The organism is Aliiroseovarius sp. D2-2 (assembly GCF_055809455.1).
Genome location: NZ_CM147913.1, coordinates 2,548,147 through 2,567,202, shown reverse-complemented (window position 1 = coordinate 2,567,202; position 19,056 = coordinate 2,548,147). Strand labels below are relative to the sequence as shown.

The following is a 19,056-nucleotide window of genomic DNA, read 5'->3' as shown; positions in this document are numbered from 1 at the left end:
CACCAGAATCGGCATATGTTAACTATCTTAGGCTTGGAGGGGGCTTCCGTCCTGATCCAATGTGGCCGGAAAAGATAGAGCCAGTTCTGCAAGCAAAGATTTGTCGCTTTGGTAGAACACTTCTTTCTCTTCGCACAGATCATCTGGCAAGTCTGGTTAGGAAAATGGTTTTGCTACCAGGCTTCATAGTGTGGTGATTGGCGGGTGATTGCGGATCGGATCACGAAGAGGTTTCAGAGACGCAAAAACATGATGCAAAGGCGCTGTGACCGCAGTTGTGTTTTGGGACAATGATACGCGGTGTACTCAAGCACTTCGTCGGCCAGCCCCAAATCCGAGATACTGGCACCAAATGCACCGGCTTCGCGGTGCAGAGCAATGACTGGCTCATCACGCTCAGGATCAAGGTTTCAGATCAGACCCGACGCCGAAACATGGCTGCCACTGATCGTGGCTCCCCCAAGAGGGGATGGGAAATTCGTAACTTCTGCAGGAATAACCTAAAAGGCTTATTGAGAATTGGTCGGCACCCCATTGATGCGCGATATTTCGATTGTATCACCAGGCGCCAAAGTATCGGTAGGTGCAAAAGCCAAGGAAACGGACGCGCCATCAACCACGCGCGTAACCCGATATTCGGTCAGGCTTTCAGTCAACGGGTCAGGTACAGCCAACCCACTTGCCACGGCTTGCGCACGCAGCGCTTCTGAGGTCGCCAACCGGATATCCAGTCGGGCCAAGTCCCTGTCAACGCGGTTCAGTTGTTCTAATGTGCGGGCCCGTGCATCATCTGTCAGGGCAAGGGTGTCACGCTCTGCGCGATTAAGTTGCTGGCGCGCGGTAAGGCGCGCGATCTCAAGCTGAAGACGTTTGCTTTCAAGATCGTTCAAGGCGGTGATCAGGGCACTGACGCGCGTGTTAACGGTTAGCCCGCGTTGTTTCAGGGCGTTGACGTCTGCCAGTTCGGCGCTGGTGCGTTCGATCTGCTTTGACCGCAGAGCGATCTGTTCACTCATCCGGTCGATCTGTTCGCGCAAAACGGTTTGAAGATCACGCAGGCGTTCACCTTGTGCCGTGCGAGCCTTCTGCGTTGCGTCCAATATGTCCCCTTCAATCCCGCGGGGGCGTGGGCGTATGGGTTTGTTTGCGTCATAGCTGGCTTGATCTAAGTCTTGAAGATCCGCTAGCAAACGGGAGCGTTCGTCCTGTAAGGCATCAATCTCGGCGGCGAGGCGACGCACTTCTCCCCCCAGTCGCATGGTGTCCTGAGAAAATGCTCCAGCATTGGCGGGTTGTAGACGGACCAACCCCCCCGCCAAGGCCAAGGCTTGCTGTGCGGTTAGGCCGGGACGATAACCAAACGCTCCGGGCGAAGATACTTCGCCCAACACGAATACTGGTTGGTGCCCGGTAACCTCGACGCCGACACGTGGCGCAGGAGAAATCCCCAACTTCCTTTCGATTTCGATCTCGATTTGGCGTGCAAGCGCCGGGGCGGTTTGCCCTTGCACGGACAAGCTGCCAATCAAGGGAAGGGACAAAATCCCATCGGTTGAAACACGGTAGTCGCCTGACACGCCGTCCAGAACTGTAAATGCATTGCGGTCGCCATCCCAACGCAGCACCCGGATACGCAACTCATCCTGAACGTTCAGTTGGTACTCTGCAGCCATTCCGGTGTTCGGCGGCAGGACCGAGGCAAGCGTTAAGGTCAGAACAATTGATAAAATACGGATCATGGGCGCACACTTTTTCTGCGAAAGACGAAGTTTTGAGGGCTCGGCGGGCGTTGGCTTGTTTGGGCGGTAGCAAAGTTGCTGCGTGCAGCGAAAACAGAAGGATCCAGCGCACATTCCAGAAACTCGCCCATTTTATAAATGCAGAGCATCAAAACAATTGCCATGAGCGTCATGATGTCAGAGGCGATAATACCAACCGAACCAAGCATGAAGTGAGACATCGGTGTGAGAATGGCCGCTGAAGCAACCAGAATCCCCGTTGGTGTGGACAGGCCAACACAGATCATTACGAAGGGATCATGCCGCTTCCCTTCATGGGGCTTTGTTATAGGGGGCATATTCGTTGGCAATGGATAAGCACGGCGCGCGGTCATGAAGGCACCTCGGTTTGATGCGCTGGATCATGCCGAGTTTTGGCTCCAAGCGTGTGGATTACCAGCCAACCGCACCCCACCAACCAAAACGCGTTGCTTAAGAGATGGCTCATGGCTGCCCCATTGACACCGAAGGTTTTAACAAGGGGAAAGATCAGGACAAAGAAGAGCGTCGCTGTCGCTGCTCCTATCAGCATAAGTTCTCGGTCCCGACCGAGGCTCAGCAAAACAGGACCCAGTATCACGCCAGCTAAAAAGAGGGCCACGGCAACAGCCTGAATAGACACGACTGGTGCGGCTTCAATGAAAGCCTCTCCGAAAGCGGCGTTCAGAATAGGGGCGATATAAATAAGTGTCGGTGTGATGCCAACAAAAAGGACAATGGCAAATCCTGCGCTGACCCAAGTCGCTGTTTTGCGGATCCGTTTGTAGTCTCGGCTGGCCGCAAGGCGGCTGAACTCTGGGAAGATGGCTTGCTTGATGGGGCGCCCAAGCCGGATCGCAGCATCACCGCATTTTCGCGCGATGTGATAGTGTCCTACGAAAACCGGTGCAACCAAAGCGCCAAGGATCACCACGTCAAGCCGCTGAGTGGTTTGACGCAGGATCACTGAAAGGTTTGAGTTCAACATGAAGCGCAGGAAGCCACGGTTCTGTCGCAAAGTGTCGAAGAGGTTCCCGAAACGGGGCCGCTGCCCCTGCAGACGCATTTGTCGGAGACCAAAAGCGAGTGCGATCAAGCCTTCCGCCAAGCCGTAAATAACAAAGATAATCACGAAGTGGATTAGCCCACCGCCAACCAGCCAAGCGATAACAAAAAGAGCCAACCGCAATAGGGCTGTTGCCGTATCTATTTTGGCAAGCTGATCAAAGCGATCATAAAGCCTAAGCAAAGCAACACCGGTCGCACGCAAAGACACGACAACCGCAAGAGCACCTAGCGACAAAAGCCAGGCATCGGAACTGTCCAAGCCAATTTTACTGGCCAGTATTGGAGCTAGAACAAGGATCAAAGCTGCCGCAGCTAACCCACCAATCACGTCCAGCACAATGGAAAGCCCAACGAGCTTTTCAAACTGCTCGTTGTCCTGATTTTCCAGGGCAGCACTTCCATATTGGATAACCGCCTGCCAGGGTTCAAAATGAACCAGTCTGGCATTGATACGTGCGAATGCCTCGATCAAGGCGAGCGCACCCAATCCTGCAGCCCCAAGAGCACGCGCCGAGATTGCCAGTGCAATCATGCCCAACACAGCCATCGCAATCTGTGAGGAAAAGATCCACTTCAGGTTACGCAGTAATCGTTTTGCGGCTTGATCTCGCAGCAAAAACTGGCGCAAGCGTTGCTTCATTCAATGTCTCCGGCAAGGGTCGCAAGCCATATCTCAATGTGGCTAAGATCGCTTCCGCGGGGACGAGTCCACGGGTTGATTGGCTGCGTAGGTGAAAGGTCTGCAACAGACGCTTCATAGTAATCGGGCAATCCATCGTCATCGCTGTCAGGAGCAGCGGGAACGCTTTGAATCTTGGGCCAGCCCTCAACTTCTTCCACGGTGTTTATAACCCGGCCTCGGCATTTCAAGGTGTCATTGATTACACGTTTGTCCAGCCGATCCAAATGAACGTTTCCAGGCATACGGTCGCCCGCTTGGGTTAACACCTTTTGCAAGGTGTGTTTCCCTTTGTACAGCGGCGCTGAAAACGGCCCGGAGGTCGTACGAATGCGGCGTGCCCTGGCGGTCGAGTCCAGCACCGCAAAGCTACTCTGTTTGCATCCTGCCGCCGCGCCCGTTTTGTTATCAAATGACATTATCGAAACGCGCCACTTGCGTTTCCATTCGAATACTTGGACCGCTTCTGGCGTTTTGCTTTTTGTGCTTGGGCCGCTTAAGGCGACATTTCCGCCATAGATAATCTTTACATTGCCAAGCAGATCGTAGAACTCGCCGAATTGGCTCTTCGGGTTGTAAAATACGTTGTTTAGTACTTCGATTGGACCGATATCCGTCCCTTTGATATCCGGCATCCGGTCACGGTGATGAGCAAACAGATTTCGGGCGAGGGTGATACGTCCGCAGACATTTTTCTTTTTTTCTTGCGAACAGATCAGCGCACCCTTGGAGTGTTTACCTTTTGGGTGCGTACTGCGATCCAAGCTGAGTGCGAGAATGCTATCCGCCAGCGTGATGTTAACCGCTTTGCCACCTGACACATGGATGTTGAATGTCTCGTCCGTGGCGAAATACATCGACAAGTTGCCCAGATAGACATTCGAGGAATCTTCAACGGTTATGGCATCCACATTGGCAGATGGAGTGATGCTGGGACCAGGCCTGACTTTCAAAAAGCGGATTACCACGTTGCGGGCATTCTTCACTACCAGGGGGGTACGGTATGATTTTCGATTGCGCAGTTGGATGCCTTGGCCCGGCGCTGTTTGCCCAGCGATATACAGGTTCGATCCCACACGAATTGGACTATCCAACATGATGGTGCCCGAAACGTGGAAGACACAGACACGCGGCTTGTCACTATTTTTGGCGCACTCGCGCAAGCTGCCGGTCCCACTGTCCGCCAATGTGGTCACAGCGACCACGTCGCCGCCTTTCCACGCAACAGCATGGGCCCCAAAGCCGATCGCGCCCGGGAACGCTTTCTCCTTCGCCTGAGCTGGCATCAGCGTCGCGCCCAAAAAGCCTAAGCTGGCAGCGATGGCCACGACCGTCGGTTTAAAATTCAACCGGTGCGCATAGCGGCGATTACGAATAGTATCCCTCACCATAATTATAGTATTGAGCATACCCACCATATCCCAATCTTTGATGTCTACGTGTATCAACGTCGTTGATAAGAGTCGCAGTGATCGGCAGACCATCTCGTTTCAAACGTTCGACTGTATCTACAAGTACGTTTTCTGGTGTGCGACCCCAACGAACCACTTGCCAGATTTCGTCCGCTAAAACGCCAATGCGAACAGTGTCGTCCACGACAAGCACAGGCGGCGTGTCAACAATCACTAAATCATATGTATCACGTAGTACGGCGCGGAGCGACGCCAATTGCTGGCGCTGCTCTTTTAGGTTGGCCGTGCTACGCGCGTCCACTGCCAGAAAATCCAGCGCCTCGACTGGTTTGCCGTCCAAAATGACGGGGCTGGGGGTGACCTTGCCCTCAATTATATCAGTCAATTTTGCAGGTTTGGTCTCCGCCTCAAGCAGGCGTGTTGCGACTTGGCGGTGGCTGTCCATGTCAATGACCAGCGTGCGTAGTCCATTCAGTGCTGCCGACACGCCAAGCGCAACGGTCACTGTGGATTTGCCTTCATGTGGCAAGCCCGAGGTAATCATCACCACCCAGCCTTCGTTATTGTCGTCAAACCATAGACTTGTCGCACTGCGCACAGCTTGCGCGAACATCGTATGTGGCTTGGAGATGAGGTATCGAGCAACGCCTTTGCCCCGCTTTGCGCCGGCGGCACGTCCAATGCCGGGCACGAACCCCGCATTCGGCAAACCAGAAATTCTCATCGTTTGACTTTCGTTCCAAATCCTGCGGTTCAAAAGATCAAGAATGAGCGCAATGACAAACGCCAGAACAAACCCGCCAACAGCCGCAATTACCAGCGTTGCCTTCTTGTTTGGCCAAGATGCCGAAACCGGAGGCCGCGCAACCGAGACCTGACGCGCGCCTTGAGAGACAAGATTGATCTGTGTCTCAAGTTCATTCAATTTTTCGATGGCGGTTTGGTACCGAAGGCGCTGGACTTCAAGCAGGCGCTCTTTGCGCATTTGCGCAAGTTCGGCGCGGGTTCTGTCCTGCAGCTCAGATTCAACCTTTTCCAGTTCACCCTTAAGCCGTTCTTTGTTTTCCGCGTCTTGTTCCGTTTCTGCTGTTTTTAGGAATGTGGTCAGATATTGAACCTGAGAACGAAGGCGATCGGGAAGTTGGTCGTCGTCCAGTTGGTTTTCTCGAATAAAGTCTGCAAGATCGACCTCTGCGAGCGAAAGCTCTTCTGCTAGTGTTTCGACCCGCTCCCGTAGAAACACGATTGAGCTTGAGACGCTATCTCGTTGTTCTGACAAGCTGCTTTCGATGTAAACCGCTGGAATGGCGTTGGCGATGTTTGCTGCAAGCGTTGGAGATTTTGCGGTGGCGACGATATCGATTGCCAAACTCTCGCCTGAACGGAGCACCACATAGGATGATTGTATCTTGTCCAGAACTTGTTCCTGATGCAGGGCTGCGTCAATTGGCTGGCCGTCCGATGTAAGCGACACGAAAGTCGGATCGTCATGCAATGAAAGATAATTTGCCAACTGATCCGCAAAGGCGCGAGATTTCAGCACGTCCATCTCGGTCTCGATCACAGCGCGTGACAATTCGAAGCTTTCAAGCTGAGTGTCGGCCTGACGCACACGCGTATCAATCCCAGTCAGCACCAAAGTCGCCCTTGCTTTGAATCGCTCTTCAAGCCGATCAACGACAAAGTACGTTGCAGCGATCACCGCGACCACCGTCAAGATAATAAGGCGCAGATGACGGCGTAGGATCAGCCAAAAGCCGTCCAGTCCGATGCGATCAAAATCGTTCGAACCTTCATTGCCACCTATTTGCGCGTCAATCTTCATGCATAAATCTCCATTCGGGTCACGATCCGTTTTCCGAATGGCGAAAATATGATGACGACTTCGCTTGGAACTCGCCACATAACCCTTATCAACTTCTTCTTGCCGCCTTTCGACGGGCCACCCAAATTCATCCAGCCCCTTAACCCCCCAGGGCTGAACGTCGTTATAATTTATCTCTCCACGCGTTCATTTCGCAGAGATCGCGCGGTTATAAGCCGCTAAATGACGATCGACATAAATCTGTGTCGAAAAATTCTCGATCACACGCTCGCGTGCCAGCTTCCCTAAGATTGCCCTAGTGGCAGGGCCTTCGTCAATGAGTTCTGCAACTGCAAAGGCTTGTTTTTCCGGTGATCCCGGTGGAACAACGCGGCCCGTGTCCCCCACAAGTGTCGCGCAATCCCCGACATCAGTAACCACGCAAGGAACTTCGGCAGCCATTGCCTCGGAAACAGCAAGCGGGAAAGCTTCCCCCCATGCTGAAGACAACAGGAAGATATCAAAGCCGGGGACGATCTCATGAATGTCGGGGCGGGTATCGATAATACTGACCCGATCCCGGATGTTTAGATCGCTCGCGGTTTGCTCGGCCAAGCTGCCACGATGCCCTTCACCAACAAGTACTGCGTGGACGTCATGCCCCATTTGCACAAGCTGCGCGGTGGCTTTCACCATGGCGACGTGATCTTTCATGGGATGGTTTCGCGCTACGTTGCCAATGATTATGCGACCTTCGGGAATGCCTGCAATTTCAGACAGGTGCGCGCGCGCGCTGGGGTATGGTCGAAATACCTCGGGGTCAACGGCGTTGGCGATCAATTCAACCCGATCAGGGGAAAAGCCGACGGCTTCGTGTTGTTCCTTTGAGACGCCAGAACAGTAGGTGATCAATTCGACCTTGCGCGACAGTTTCGCCATCATGCGCACAACTATTTGGGTGGAGCGTTTCTCGTTCTTGATGTCCTGCAATGAATGGTGAACCGCCCAGACCTGTGCCGCGCGCTGACGCTTGGGGAGAAGTTTGAGCCCGGCCCACGCTGCAAGGCAGCCGTGATACATCCAGCCATGCACGATGTCGGGACGTGCGTCGCGCAAAAGGCGCCGCAGCTGCCACAAGGCGCTCAGCGTGATCTTTCCAGGACGGAGCCCAAGATCTGTAACCTCAACCCCCAGCGCTTCGATCTGCGAAGCGACGGGGCCGGGAGGCACCAACGATATCACGGAATGAGACTGTGCATCATCCTTCAAAGCAGACAAATATCGTTGCAACATAATTTGAGCGCCGCCGACATGGGTAGTTGTGACGACATGAATAACTTTCATGGCTTGAGCTTGCATGGAATCTGAATGTCTGGCAAGCTTCATTCATTGCGTATGTGCATGTTGGGGCAGGATTTTCTGGTAAATCTCGAATTTGTCGTCACTCTGGGCATTTCCGCCCGAAAACTGCGGCGATCAAAGTGCTTCAGGATGCCCTCACTGATATTTATTGCCTTCTATGGGCCCCTAATTGTTGGACACTCATGAATTGATTGCTCGAGATTCTGATCTGCTTGTGCATGTTGGTGATTGCCATTCCTCTTTGTGCTGTCACTTATCTGGTTGTGGTTGCGAAACTTGGTTGGCCGGTCATGTTTCGTCAGACACGGGCTGGTAAAGGGGGAGCGCCCTTTGAAGTCGTTAAATTCCGAACGCTGACAGATGATCGTGATGAGAACGGCGTTTGGCTTCCAGATGAAGAGCGTTTGACCCCCGCCACAAAGCTTTTACGACGCACCCGGTTTGATGAGCTACCGCAGCTTTTCATCATTCTAGCAGGTCGCATGGCGTTGGTCGGGCCGCGTCCTTTAATGGCCGAGACTATTGAGGGGTTTGGTGCGGAAGGTGTTGTTCGTGGGTCGGTTCGACCCGGCCTGACAGGTTGGTCGCAGGTCAGCGGGAACACCGCGCTTAGTGATGACGAGAAGCTGAAATTGGATTTATGGTACGTCGCCCATCGGACAGCTGCGCTGGATTTCCGCATCCTTGTAGAAACCATTGGCGTCGCATTGTTCGGGGAGCATCGGCGTACTGATCGGATCACTGCGGCCGCACATTGGAGTGCAAAGACAAGCAGTACTACAGATAAACAGGTGCGCGCATGAAGTTTGTTTTGGTTGGCGCGGTGGAAGGCACACAGGTTGCGCTTGAGGCGCTTTGCGGTGCCGGGCATGTTCCGGAGTTGGTGGTGACATTGCCGCCTGAATTGGCGCATCGCCATTCTGACTATGTAGACCTTCGACCAATCGCCCAGACCTATGGATGCGAAATGCATCTGACGCGCAAAAGTGACTCGATCGAGACAATCGAAGCGATACGCGCCATCGAACCGGATTTGGTCCTTGTAATCGGTTGGTCACAGCTTTGCGGGGCAGAGTTCCGGGCGGTGCCAACACTTGGCTGCATCGGGTTTCATCCCACAGACCTTCCAAAACTGCGGGGCAGGGCAGTGCTGCCTTGGACGATTCTTCTGGGCGAAAAGACCATTGGGTCGTCTCTTTTCTGGTTGGGGGACGGGGCCGATACCGGACCAATCGCGGCCAAGGCACGGTTTGATGTTGATCCCGACCAGATCACGGTTCGTGAGCTGTATGATCTTCACATGAAAGCATTGGGCGAGATGTTGCCGCCATTGATGGATCGCATTGGCGCCGGGGATGTTCCACGCACTCCGCAGGATGAAGCTGGCGCCAGTTCATGTGCGCTGCGACGTCCCGAGGATGGTCTGATCGACTGGACTGCCTCAGCTGCTGATGTCCACAGGTTGATACGTGCGGCTGGACCGCCCTATCCCGGGGCATTCACATATACGGCAGATGGCGCGAAGCTGATTTTGACGGCTGTGCGCTATACGCCGCGAACGGACTATTACATTGGCATTCCCGGGCAGGTTCAAGCCATTGAGGACCGGATTATCACCATCTGCTGCGGGGATGGCGCCTGCATTGATATTCTTGATTGGCACGGGGCGGACGCTCCGCCAAAATTACATACGAAACTTGGAAAGATGACGACATGAGCAAGCAAGCTTCTTTGGCATTTGGGGGCGACCCGAAAGCTCCAGTTCTGGTAATCGCCCCGCACCCTGATGACGAGGTGCTGGGTGTTGGCGGCACTATCGCGCGCCTTGCTGCCGAAGGGCGTGAGGTTCATGTGGCCGTTATCACCAAAGGCGGTTTGCCGCTTTTCACTGAAGAATTGATCGCGAGCGTTCGGGCTGAAGCGCGCGCTGCCCATGACCATCTGGGTGTTGCGAAAACCCATTGGCTGGATTTCCCAGCGGCCGAATTGGCAGAGCACCCTCATGGTGGGCTGAATGCCGGCGTTGGTGCGTTGGTTCGGGATCTGGCACCGGGGCTGATCTTTGTTACGCATCCCGGTGACATCCACATGGATCACCAACTGTCTTTCCTGTCCACGCTGGTTGCAAGTCGCCCGCATCAGCAGGATTACCCAACCACGATCATGGCCTACGAAACCCTGTCGGAAACCAATTGGAACGCGCCTTACCTGACACCTGCGTTTGTGCCGAATGTCTTCATCGATGTTTCTGAAACCTTGGAGCGCAAACTGGAAGCCTTCCAGATGTTCGCAAGTCAGGTGAAAGAGGCCCCGCATGAACGATCCGTCAACGCGCTACGCGCCTTGGCAACCTTGCGTGGTGCCACTGTACACCGTCACGCGGCCGAGGGCTTTGTCCTTGTGCGCAGCGTGGTTTGAGGGAGAGACCAATGTCCACTTGGCCCGTATTTGATGACGAACAGATCGCCGCCGTCACTGAGGTTCTGAAATCCGGCAAGGTGAATGCATGGACAGGCCCCGATGTTCGCGCTTTTGAGGCCGAGTTCGCTGAATGGTTCGAAACACCACACGCGATCGCCATGGCGAACGGGACAGTGACCTTGGATGCGGCCCTTCATGTCTTAGATCTGTCCGAAGGCGACGAGGTGATTGTCACGCCGCGCAGTTTTATCGCTTCTGCCAGTTCGGTGTCGCTGAAGGGCGGTGTGCCGGTCTTTGCGGATGTCGATGCGGATAGCCAAAATATTACGGCCGAAACCATCGCGCCTTTAATCACGCCGCGCACCAAAGGGATTATCCCTGTTCACCTTGGGGGGTGGCCCTGCGACATGGGGCCGATCATGGACTTGGCGCGTGCGCATGATCTTTGGGTGATCGAGGATTGCGCCCAAGCGCATGGTGCGATGATCGGGGACACGCATGTGGGCAATTTCGGCACGTTCGGGTCGTTCTCTTTCTGTCAGGACAAGATCATGTCCACAGGCGGGGAAGGCGGTATGCTGACCTCTAACGATCGGGATCTCTGGTCTAAAGCTTGGAGCTTCAAGGATCATGGCAAAGATTACGATGTGGTGTTCAACACCGAACACCCGCCCGGTTTTCGCTGGCTGCATGGGGCAGGGCCGGGAACCAACCTTCGTATGACAGGACCATCGGCTGCGATCGGTCGGGTGCAACTTAGGCGTCTGGCAGATTGGCGCACCCACAGGACTGCGAATGCCAGTATTATTGCCCAAGCCCTTGATGGTCTTGAGGCGGTGCGGGTGCCCGAGCTTACCAGCGGAATGACCCATGCTTACTATCGGTTTTATGCTTTTGTGCGCCCCGAGGTTCTGAAAAACGATTGGAGCCGCGATCGCATCATCGCTGAGGTCTCGGAAAAAGGGTTCCCGATCTTCTCGGGCAGCTGTAGCGAGATCTATCGCGAAGGCACCTTCACACGTTATGGTCTGGGGCCAGATGCGCCTTTGCCGGTTGCGCGTGAGCTGGGGGATACAAGCCTGTGCTTCCTTGTTGACCCGACATGGAGCGCAGATCGCACGCGGGATATGTCTGACTGCCTTCAACAGTTTGTCAAATCCGCAACGCGTTGAAGGCCGGCAAGTAAGGAAAAGGATTGAATGGCGAAGCTGCTGGAAACCCTGTTCCGCAAATTTGGGGCCACGTCGGAGTTTGAGGCCGAGCTGGCCCCGGATCAGCCTTTTCTTGTGGTTGGGGATATTCACGGTCGGTTGGATGCTTTGCAGGCCGCACTTGATCTGATTGCACGCCATCCTGAACACGATCAGTCACCACTGGTCTTCGTTGGCGACTATATGGATCGCGGCCCGGCAAGCGCCGAGGTTCTTCGCCTGATCATGTCGCTTCAATCAGGTGCCGCACGTGATGTCATTTGTTTGCGTGGCAACCATGAACAGATGCTGCTTAGCTTTCTTGAGAACCCAGCGCTTAATGCTCCGGTGTGGTTTTCAAACGGCGGTCTCGAAACCCTACGCAGTTTCGGCGTAAACGCCTCCAAATTAGATATGCGCGGTGACCGCGTGTTGATGGTGCGCGAGCGTTTGAAACAGGAAATGGGCGAGGCCGCGTTGTCCTTCGTTGAGGCATTACCGACCCGTTGGACAACAGGGAATGTTGCTGTCGTTCATGCGGGGGCTGATCCTGCTGTCTCGATAGAAGATCAAGAAGATGATGTTCTGATCTGGGGACACACGGACTTTCGAAGGCTTCCAAGGCAAGATGGCGTTTGGGTCGCGCATGGTCATACCATCGTCCCCGATGTTTCCATCCAACAAGGAAGGATCGCCGTTGATACGGGGGCCTATCGTTCTGGCATCTTGCCAGTGGTGTCCGTGTCGACCAGTGGCGTACAGGTGGTCGGTCGGGATGACTTTGTCCTAGCCTAGCCTTTTGGACCACCATGAACGGTTCATGTTGACACAAGCGCAATTGCGCGCCAAGAAAATGCATCCGCAGCGATGGCGTCGCTGCCCTGTGCAGGTTCGAAGGTAACTTCACCGCACCGGTCCGGAGATCAACCGCCCTGCACGCCGGGGAGTTTGGTTGGCCGGGCATATCTCAGATCACCCCGGCCTCGGAAGATGGAGATATGTGAAATGTCACGCCCTCAGTACTTTATTTGTGAAAATGGGGAAAAAGCCCCGCTGCCCTTTTCAGACGTGGAATATGAACGCCGCCTGACCAGATTGCGCGCGATCATGGCCGCGCGTGGTGTGGAAGCAGCCGTGTTCACCTCGATGCATAACATCGCTTATTATTCGGGCTTTTTGTATTGCTCGTTTGGCCGCCCTTATGGGCTGGTGGTCACCGCTGATCGGTGCACGACAGTATCGGCCAATATTGACGCGGGCCAGCCGTGGCGGCGCTGTTATGGCGACAACGTCATCTACACGGATTGGGAGCGGAACAACTATTGGCGCGCTGTGAAAAATCTTGTGGGGAACGCTAAGGCGATTGGGATCGAAGGCGACCACATGACGCTGGCGCAGCGTGGCTTGGCCGAAGAGTTTCTTGACGGCAGCACCTTCACGGATATTGCGCCAGACACGATGCAGGCCCGCATGATCAAATCCGCGGAAGAGATCGTTTTGATACGCGAAGGCGCGCGTGTTGCTGATGTCGGCGGAGCCGCCATTCATGACGCCATCCGCGTCGGTGCGCGCGAAATTGACATTGCCATGGCTGGCCGCGACGCGATGGAGCTTGAGATTTCACTTGCCCATCCGAACAGTGAAGTGCGTGACTCGTGGGTTTGGTTCCAATCGGGCATCAACACGGATGGCGCGCATAACCCGGTCACCACCCGGCGCTTGGAAGATGGGGATATCCTGTCCCTGAACACCTTCCCTATGATCTCGGGCTACTATACCGCGCTCGAGCGGACTTTGTTTGTTGGCGAGCCCGATGCAGAAAGTCTGCGGATCTGGAAAGCAAATGTCGCCGCGCACGAGCTGGGGCTTAGTCTGATCAAACCAGGCGCGACCTGTTCGGGCATCACGGCCGAGATCAACAGGTTCTTCGAAAGCGAAGGGCTGCTTCAATATCGGTCGTTTGGCTATGGTCACTCGTTCGGCGTTCTGTCGCATTACTATGGTCGCGAGGCTGGCCTTGAACTGCGCGAGGATATCGACACAGTTCTTGAGCCGGGGATGGTCGTTTCAATAGAACCAATGTTGTTCCTGCCGGAAGGCACGCCGGGGGCCGGGGGCTATCGTGAACATGATATTCTCGTTGTTGGGGAGGATAGTGCGGAAAACATCACCGGTTTCCCCTATGGACCGGAGCACAACATTATTTCGCGATAGACGCTGATTCTGGCGTAAAATTGCATTTACTGGTCGTGATCGCATTATCTTTGCTATCCGATATGCTAAGAATAGATGCATAAATCCGGGCGGTGCCAAGATTTTGAACGCAGTTCATGTCTATCGCCCGGACACCGGTTTGCAGCTTGGATACGCTTCTGGAAAAGACGTGGCTGAGTGCTAAGAAATAGAGGTTTCACCTAATCTGACGATTTTTCTTTTCGGCTACAGACGCATGCGGAAAAGCACATTTAATTGTCAGACAGTATGAATTCAGTCGAATTGACTGTTGAAATCATGCACTTCTTCGTGTTGGCTGGTGTCTGAAAAAAGAAAAATAGACCAGGGGGGTCACTTGGCTGAAGCTGCTTCCGACGACGGATTTGTCGTTTTTGATCGTGTCCAGAAAAGCTATGACGGGGAAATACTGGTTGTAAAAGACCTGAACCTGTCCGTTGCTAAGGGCGAGTTTCTTACCATGCTTGGACCATCAGGCTCTGGTAAAACCACATGTTTGATGATGTTGGCTGGATTTGAAACAGCAACCCACGGCGATATTCGTCTGGGTGGGCAACCCATCAACAACATTCCACCGCACAAACGCGGTATTGGCATGGTCTTTCAGAACTATGCGCTATTCCCTCACATGACGATTGCCGAAAATCTGAGTTTCCCTTTGGAAGTGCGGAAAATTGGTAAGTCCGAACGCGAAGAGAAGATTAAGCGCGCGCTGGATATGGTTGAGATGGGCGACTTTGGCGGTCGTCGACCATCACAACTTTCGGGTGGCCAACAGCAACGTGTCGCTCTGGCGCGTGCCTTGGTGTTTGAACCTGAGCTGGTGCTGATGGACGAACCGCTTGGCGCTTTGGACAAGCAGCTGCGGGAAAAGATGCAGTTCGAGATCACGGATCTGGCGCACAATCTGGGCATCACCACGGTATATGTGACGCACGACCAGACCGAAGCACTGACAATGTCCGACAACGTCGCCGTGTTCGACGACGGCCGCATTCAGCAACTGGCACCGCCTGATCAACTGTATGAACAGCCCGAAAACAGCTTCGTGGCCCAGTTCATCGGTGAAAACAACACGCTTGAAGGCGTAGTGACCGAGATTACTGGCGATACATGCGTTGTTCGACTGGATGACGGAGAAGAACTGGACGCGACTCCGATCAACGTATCGAAAGTGGGCGACCGGACCACGGTTTCGATCCGTCCTGAGCGTGTTGAATACAACAAAGAACGCCTTCAGGAAGGCGCCCATACGCTTAAAGCCGAAGTGCTTGAGTTTATCTATATGGGCGACATCTTCCGCACCCGTCTGCGGGTTGCAGGAAATGACGAGTTCATCATCAAGACGCGGAACGCGCCAGATGTAGAGCGCCTGAAGCCAGGTCAGCAGATCGAAATTGGCTGGTTGCCGACGGACTGCCGCGCGCTGGACGCGTAAACCCAATTGCTCTGGGGGCATGGGATCATGGCCCCGGGCATTCTACCAGGGAATCGCAATGCAGCCCGTCATGCGGTTTTGACAAAACAAACGGGATAACTAGGGAGAATCTAAGTATGAAACTTGCGAAGATGTTTATGGCCACCTCGGCTCTGACGCTTGCTGCCAATGTGGCAACAGCAGAGGATATGGCCAACGAACTGACGCTGGTATCCTGGGGTGGCGCTTACCAAGCCAGCCAGGTGAAAGCCTATGTCGAACCATATCTGGCAATGCACCCGGACGTAAAAGTCACTTGGGATGAAAGCTCGGGCGATGCTGTTGCGAAACTGCGCGCCATGAACGAAACCGGCAACGTGACATGGGATCTTGTTGATGCTGTGGCGTCAGACACAATGCGTCTGTGTGACGAAGGTCTTGCCGAAGAAATCAACCACGACGAAGATCTGGCTGCTGCGCCTGACGGCACATCGGCTTCGGAAGACTTCGGCGACCTTTTGGTTTCCGACTGCTTCGTACCGCAGATCGTTTACTCGACAACATTCGGCTACCGCACCGATCTTGTTGGCGCAGAAGCACCGACCACGGTTTGTGATATCTTTGATCTTGCGAAATACCCAGGTAAGCGTGCGCTGCAGAAACGCCCAATCGACAACATGGAGTGGGCTCTGTACTGCGACGGTGTTGCCAAGGACGAGATCTACGACGTGCTGGGCACCGACGAGGGTGTAACTCGCGGCCTTGCCAAACTTGATACCATCAAGGATCAGGTTGTCTGGTGGACAGCTGGTGCGGAAACACCACAATTGCTGGCGGATGGTGAAGTTGTTTTCGGTTCGACCTTCAACGGCCGTCTGTTCTCGGCAATTGCTGAACAGAACCAGCCGATTGCTATGCTCTGGGATATGCAGTCGTTCGACCTTGATGGTTGGGTTGTTCCTACCGGTCTTCCCGCAGATCGCAAAGCACGCGTCATGGACTTCCTGAAGTTCGCGACCGACACACAGCGACTGGCTGATCAAGCCAAGTACATCTCGTACGGTCCGGCTCGCGCTTCGTCAGCCCCACTGGTTGGCATGCACGCCGAACTGGGCATCGACATGGCGCCTCATATGCCGACAGACCCTGCAAACTCGGGCAACGTTCACGTGTATGACTACGAATGGTGGGCAGACAACCGTGACGATCTGAACGCTAAGTTCGAAGCTTGGCTTGCCAAGTAATCCGATCTTGAAGGGGGCCCTCGGGCCTCCTTCACCCCAATTTTTGATATCTGATTTGTTTGTCAATTTACCTGACTGAAACCAAGAAACGGCAACAGCCGACAGGGAAGATATGAGCGATATGACCGACACCGGCGGCCCGGTACTGGCCGCAGATGGAACACCGCTGAAGCGCAGTCTTGCAAGAGCATTGCGGCGGCAGAAGCTGCGCGCGTTGTTGCTGATTGCACCACTTTTGCTGTTTATCCTGATCAGCTTTATCTTGCCGGTCGTGGATATGCTGTATCGCTCGGTTCAGAACGGGATCGTAACGGACACGCTGCCGCGGTCTGTAGTTGCTTTGGCCGATTGGGATGCTGATGGCGGTGATTTGCCGTCCGAGGCAGTCTATGCCGCGATGGCTGCGGACCTGAAAGATGCCGCCGCCGAAAAGACACATACCAAGGTCGGCACGCGTTTGAACTACGAGAACCCGGGGATTTCTTCGCTGTTCCGTAAGACAGGTCGTAAAGCCAAGAAGTTCGACCTTGAGAATGGCGGTCCTTGGAAAGAAGCCCTGATCGACATCAACAAAGGATGGGGTGAGGCTGACAATTGGCGCACCATTCAGACCTATTCGCCACCTGTCACAGCTGGGTATTTCCTGAACGCGGTTGATATGCGCGTTGGGCCAGATGGCGCTGAAGCTCGTCCTGAAAGCGAACAGATTTACATGAATCTTCTGAAGCGGACGCTTTGGATGTCTTTGACCATTACGGTGTGCTGTATTCTGCTGGCTTACCCGGTCGCATGGATCTTGGCCAACCTGCCAATGCGCCAATCTAACATGTTGATGATCCTCGTGCTGCTTCCGTTTTGGACGTCGCTTTTGGTGCGGACATCTGCATGGAAAATCCTTCTGCAACAGCAGGGGGTGATCAACGATATTCTGGTCTGGATAGGCTTGGTTGATGACGGTTCGCGTCTTGTCATCATCAACAATCAGTTCGGCACAATCGTGGCGATGACACACATCTTGCTGCCGTTCATGATCTTGCCGATGTATTCGGTGATGCAGACCATTCCGCCAACTTATCTGCGTGCTGCCAAAAGCCTTGGCGCGACGGATTGGACCGCCTTCTGGCGCGTGTACTTCCCGCAGACCATCCCTGGTATTGGCGCCGGTTCGATCCTCGTGTTCATTCTGGCGATTGGCTACTACATCACACCCGCACTTGTTGGGGGTACGAAAGGCACGTTCATTTCGAACCAGATTGCCTTCCACATCTCAAGCTCTTTGAACTGGGGCCTTGCCTCGGCGCTGGGTGCAATTCTTCTGGCGGTCGTTCTTGTCCTGTATTGGGCCTATGACAAGATCGTCGGCATCGACAACGTGAAGCTGGGGTAACGGACATGGCTCTTCCAACATATGCAAGCACCGGCCAGCGCATCTGGTATTACACGTTCCGTGTGATCTGCGGGTTGATCTTCTTCTTCCTGATTGCGCCCATTGCCGTCGTGATCCCTCTGAGCTTTAACTCGCAGGATTTCTTTACCTTCACCAAAGAGATGCTCAGCTTTGATCCAGCCGGGTATTCGCTGAAGCACTATCGTGACTTCTTTGGGAACCCCGATTGGCAAGACGCTCTGTGGAACTCGGTCAAGATCGCACCTGCTGCGACATTCCTGTCTGTTTCGCTGGGGACGTTGGCTGCCATCGGCCTTAGTCAGCCGCATGTACCTGCGCGACGTGCGATTATGGCGACGCTAATTTCGCCGATGATTGTGCCGCTGATCATCTCGGCCGCGGGTATGTACTTTTTCTACTCGCGTATCGGCCTTGCGGGCACCTACTGGGGTGTTGTGCTGGCGCATGCCGCACTTGGCATTCCGTTCGTCATCATCACTGTGACAGCAACGCTGGTTGGTTTTGACCGCTCTTTGACACGTGCGGCTGCGAATATGGGTGCGGACCCGGTTACCACCTTCTTTCGGGTGCAAATGCCCCTGATCCTACCCGGTGTGATCTCGGGTGCGCTGTTTGCCTTCATCACGTCGTTTGACGAGGTCGTCGTTGTGATTTTCGTGGGCTCTGCCAAACAACAGACCCTGCCGTGGCAAATGTTCATTGGTTTGCGTGAGCAGATCAGCCCGACAATTCTGGCTGTTGCGACCATCCTCGTGGTGGTTTCAATTGCGCTTTTGACCACAGTAGAGCTTCTGCGCCGTAGGTCAGAACGGTTGCGCGGAATGTCTCCGGGCTGATCTGGCTGAACAATCGAATTAAGATCAGGCGCTTTATAGCGCCTTTTCTTTTGGAATTTGTTGCTTTGCGTGCGCTCTGGGAAGGAAATTGTTAACCGTTTTCCGGCATCTCTGTCTGAAATGTGCTTCAGTCTAGGACATGTGGGGTTTCGACCTCTTGCAGCCCCCTCAGCACAGGACTAGGTTGGCAGCAGGTAGCCCAGAGTGGGCTTAGGCGCGAAGAGAA

15 protein-coding genes and 1 pseudogene are annotated in these 19,056 nt (G+C 54.3%); 10 read left to right on the top strand and 6 right to left on the bottom strand.

Annotated features, from left to right (window positions below; genetic code table 11):
• Window positions 1–509: 509 nt before the first annotated feature.
• The 6 genes from AC0L6A_RS12650 to AC0L6A_RS12625 form a co-directional block, all read right to left on the bottom strand.
• Window positions 510–1,739 (bottom strand): polysaccharide biosynthesis/export family protein, encoded by a 1,230-nt coding sequence (locus tag AC0L6A_RS12650; RefSeq protein WP_473290499.1) that lies wholly within the window; start codon window positions 1,737–1,739, stop codon window positions 510–512.
• The gene (locus AC0L6A_RS12645; protein ID WP_473290497.1) at window positions 1,736–2,113 is read right to left on the bottom strand and encodes a hypothetical protein; all 378 of its coding nucleotides are present in this window, start codon (window positions 2,111–2,113) and stop codon (window positions 1,736–1,738) included. Before AC0L6A_RS12645 ends, AC0L6A_RS12650 begins: the two co-directional genes overlap by 4 nt.
• A complete protein-coding gene (locus AC0L6A_RS12640; RefSeq protein ID WP_473290495.1) occupies window positions 2,110–3,465 on the bottom strand; it encodes a lipopolysaccharide biosynthesis protein in 1,356 nt (451 codons plus the stop codon). Before AC0L6A_RS12640 ends, AC0L6A_RS12645 begins: the two co-directional genes overlap by 4 nt.
• Window positions 3,462–4,895 (bottom strand): pectate lyase family protein, encoded by a 1,434-nt coding sequence (locus AC0L6A_RS12635; RefSeq protein WP_473290493.1) that lies wholly within the window; start codon window positions 4,893–4,895, stop codon window positions 3,462–3,464. The genes AC0L6A_RS12640 and AC0L6A_RS12635 overlap by 4 nt, the downstream gene beginning before the upstream one ends.
• Window positions 4,873–6,741 (bottom strand): GumC family protein, encoded by a 1,869-nt coding sequence (locus AC0L6A_RS12630; RefSeq protein WP_473290491.1) that lies wholly within the window; start codon window positions 6,739–6,741, stop codon window positions 4,873–4,875. Before AC0L6A_RS12630 ends, AC0L6A_RS12635 begins: the two co-directional genes overlap by 23 nt.
• 186 nt (window positions 6,742–6,927) lie before the next feature.
• Window positions 6,928–8,064 carry a glycosyltransferase gene (locus tag AC0L6A_RS12625; protein ID WP_473290489.1) on the bottom strand — a complete coding sequence of 379 codons (1,137 nt, stop codon included), beginning with the start codon at window positions 8,062–8,064 and terminating at the stop codon, window positions 6,928–6,930.
• Between the two features lie 209 nt (window positions 8,065–8,273).
• Here AC0L6A_RS12625 and AC0L6A_RS12620 point away from each other — a divergent pair, with 209 nt between their 5' ends.
• From AC0L6A_RS12620 to AC0L6A_RS12575, 10 genes and pseudogenes are all read left to right on the top strand, one after another.
• Window positions 8,274–8,885 carry a sugar transferase gene (locus AC0L6A_RS12620; RefSeq protein ID WP_473290487.1) on the top strand — a complete coding sequence of 204 codons (612 nt, stop codon included), beginning with the start codon at window positions 8,274–8,276 and terminating at the stop codon, window positions 8,883–8,885.
• Window positions 8,882–9,799, top strand: coding sequence for a methionyl-tRNA formyltransferase (locus AC0L6A_RS12615; protein ID WP_473290485.1), 918 nt, complete (start codon window positions 8,882–8,884; stop codon window positions 9,797–9,799). Before AC0L6A_RS12620 ends, AC0L6A_RS12615 begins: the two co-directional genes overlap by 4 nt.
• Window positions 9,796–10,500: a PIG-L deacetylase family protein gene (locus tag AC0L6A_RS12610; protein WP_473290484.1), complete on the top strand. Its 705-nt coding sequence runs from the start codon at window positions 9,796–9,798 to the stop codon at window positions 10,498–10,500. The genes AC0L6A_RS12615 and AC0L6A_RS12610 overlap by 4 nt, the downstream gene beginning before the upstream one ends.
• Window positions 10,501–10,511: 11 nt before the next feature.
• Window positions 10,512–11,675, top strand: coding sequence for a DegT/DnrJ/EryC1/StrS aminotransferase family protein (locus AC0L6A_RS12605; RefSeq protein ID WP_473290482.1), 1,164 nt, complete (start codon window positions 10,512–10,514; stop codon window positions 11,673–11,675).
• A gap of 27 nt (window positions 11,676–11,702) precedes the next feature.
• The gene (locus AC0L6A_RS12600; RefSeq protein WP_473290481.1) at window positions 11,703–12,488 is read left to right on the top strand and encodes a metallophosphoesterase; all 786 of its coding nucleotides are present in this window, start codon (window positions 11,703–11,705) and stop codon (window positions 12,486–12,488) included.
• 210 nt (window positions 12,489–12,698) lie between these two features.
• Window positions 12,699–13,907 carry an aminopeptidase P family protein gene (locus AC0L6A_RS12595; RefSeq protein WP_473290480.1) on the top strand — a complete coding sequence of 403 codons (1,209 nt, stop codon included), beginning with the start codon at window positions 12,699–12,701 and terminating at the stop codon, window positions 13,905–13,907.
• 355 nt (window positions 13,908–14,262) lie between these two features.
• Window positions 14,263–15,363, top strand: coding sequence for an ABC transporter ATP-binding protein (locus AC0L6A_RS12590; RefSeq protein ID WP_473290478.1), 1,101 nt, complete (start codon window positions 14,263–14,265; stop codon window positions 15,361–15,363).
• Window positions 15,364–15,479: 116 nt separating this feature from the next.
• Window positions 15,480–16,586 (top strand): extracellular solute-binding protein, encoded by a 1,107-nt coding sequence (locus AC0L6A_RS12585; RefSeq protein ID WP_473290476.1) that lies wholly within the window; start codon window positions 15,480–15,482, stop codon window positions 16,584–16,586.
• A gap of 112 nt (window positions 16,587–16,698) precedes the next feature.
• Entirely contained in the window at window positions 16,699–17,973 is a 1,275-nt protein-coding gene (locus tag AC0L6A_RS12580) for an ABC transporter permease (RefSeq protein WP_473290474.1), read from the top strand.
• A 32-nt stretch (window positions 17,974–18,005) separates the two neighbouring features.
• Window positions 18,006–18,830, top strand: a pseudogene (locus tag AC0L6A_RS12575) (ABC transporter permease); the annotation flags it as partial.
• Between the last annotated feature and the right edge of the window lie 226 nt (window positions 18,831–19,056).

What these genes read in the sequence shown, in the direction of transcription:
- AC0L6A_RS12650 (WP_473290499.1), bottom strand. Translation starts at nt 1,739, where the DNA reads ATGATCCGTATTTTATCAATTGTTCTGACCTTAACGCTTGCCTCGGTC.
- AC0L6A_RS12585 (WP_473290476.1), top strand. Translation starts at nt 15,480, where the DNA reads ATGAAACTTGCGAAGATGTTTATGGCCACCTCGGCTCTGACGCTTGCT.
- AC0L6A_RS12645 (WP_473290497.1), bottom strand. Translation starts at nt 2,113, where the DNA reads ATGACCGCGCGCCGTGCTTATCCATTGCCAACGAATATGCCCCCTATA.
- AC0L6A_RS12595 (WP_473290480.1), top strand. Translation starts at nt 12,699, where the DNA reads ATGTCACGCCCTCAGTACTTTATTTGTGAAAATGGGGAAAAAGCCCCG.
- AC0L6A_RS12640 (WP_473290495.1), bottom strand. Translation starts at nt 3,465, where the DNA reads ATGAAGCAACGCTTGCGCCAGTTTTTGCTGCGAGATCAAGCCGCAAAA.
- AC0L6A_RS12580 (WP_473290474.1), top strand. Translation starts at nt 16,699, where the DNA reads ATGAGCGATATGACCGACACCGGCGGCCCGGTACTGGCCGCAGATGGA.
- AC0L6A_RS12600 (WP_473290481.1), top strand. Translation starts at nt 11,703, where the DNA reads ATGGCGAAGCTGCTGGAAACCCTGTTCCGCAAATTTGGGGCCACGTCG.
- AC0L6A_RS12610 (WP_473290484.1), top strand. Translation starts at nt 9,796, where the DNA reads ATGAGCAAGCAAGCTTCTTTGGCATTTGGGGGCGACCCGAAAGCTCCA.
- AC0L6A_RS12630 (WP_473290491.1), bottom strand. Translation starts at nt 6,741, where the DNA reads ATGAAGATTGACGCGCAAATAGGTGGCAATGAAGGTTCGAACGATTTT.
- AC0L6A_RS12605 (WP_473290482.1), top strand. Translation starts at nt 10,512, where the DNA reads ATGTCCACTTGGCCCGTATTTGATGACGAACAGATCGCCGCCGTCACT.
- AC0L6A_RS12615 (WP_473290485.1), top strand. Translation starts at nt 8,882, where the DNA reads ATGAAGTTTGTTTTGGTTGGCGCGGTGGAAGGCACACAGGTTGCGCTT.
- AC0L6A_RS12635 (WP_473290493.1), bottom strand. Translation starts at nt 4,895, where the DNA reads ATGGTGAGGGATACTATTCGTAATCGCCGCTATGCGCACCGGTTGAAT.
- AC0L6A_RS12625 (WP_473290489.1), bottom strand. Translation starts at nt 8,064, where the DNA reads ATGAAAGTTATTCATGTCGTCACAACTACCCATGTCGGCGGCGCTCAA.